This is a genomic window from Roseomonas acroporae (assembly GCF_023223525.1).
Lineage (GTDB): Bacteria > Pseudomonadota > Alphaproteobacteria > Acetobacterales > Acetobacteraceae > Roseomonas_E > Roseomonas_E acroporae.
The window spans coordinates 1-712 of sequence record NZ_JALPRX010000168.1 but is presented as its reverse complement, the minus strand read 5'-3'; the positions used below and the strand labels follow the sequence as shown (position 1 = coordinate 712).

At 70.1% G+C, this 712-nt stretch carries 2 protein-coding genes; both read right to left on the bottom strand.

Features of this window, described 5'->3' with window-relative positions:
* Positions 1–32: 32 nt before the first annotated feature.
* Positions 33–482, bottom strand: coding sequence for a cyanase (gene cynS / locus M0638_RS27070; protein WP_248670069.1), 450 nt, complete (start codon positions 480–482; stop codon positions 33–35).
* 40 nt (positions 483–522) lie between these two features.
* Positions 523–712 (bottom strand): hypothetical protein (locus M0638_RS27065; RefSeq protein WP_456316058.1); only part of this gene is annotated, 190 nt, incomplete at its 5' end.

Genomic DNA, 712 nt, shown 5'->3' with positions numbered 1-712 from the left:
GCCCGCACCGGTCAGGGCTGGTGCGGATCGGCTCAGTACTGCTTGTAGGGTAGGAACTTGCCGGACATGGTGATGTTGACGCGGTCGCCTGCGTTGTTGGCCTCGCGCTTGAGGTCCATGCGGAAGTCGATGGCGCTCATGATGCCGTCGCCGAACTCCTCGTGGATCAGGGCCTTGAAGGTGGTGCCGTAGACCGAGATCAGCTCGTAGAAGCGGTAGATCAGCGGGTCGGTCGGCACGGCGGTGGGCAGCGAGCCGCGATAGGGCGGCTGCTGCATCAGCTTGATCTCGTAGTCGGTGAGTTCGAGATAGGCGCCGATCGCCTCGGCGGCGGCCCTGGGCAGCGGCATCTGGCCGAGCAGGCCGGCGGTCACGTACTCCTTGGACAGGTCGCCGGCCATGGCGGCGAGACCGGACCAGCTCAGGTCGCGCTCGATCTTGAGGCGGACGATCTTCTCGGTCAGTTCGGCGCGGTCGCTCATCGTGGTGTCTCCTGGTCGGGATGCGGTGTTCGGGCGGGTCTCAGGCGCAGGCGGCCAGCGGCCCGGCGCCGGCGGACGTGCCAGCGGACGTGCCGGCAGCGATGCCGGCCGCCCTGGCGGTGGCGGGCGCGTCGCCGATGCGCCGGACCGGCGGGTGGCGCGGGTCGGCGGGGCGGCCGGCGGGGCGCTCCACCAGGAAGTCGAGCAGGTGGTTGCGCAGCGCGTAGTAG

Coding starts and splice junctions, on each gene's coding strand:
- cynS (WP_248670069.1), bottom strand. CDS start 482: ATGAGCGACCGCGCCGAACTGACCGAGAAGATCGTCCGCCTCAAGATC.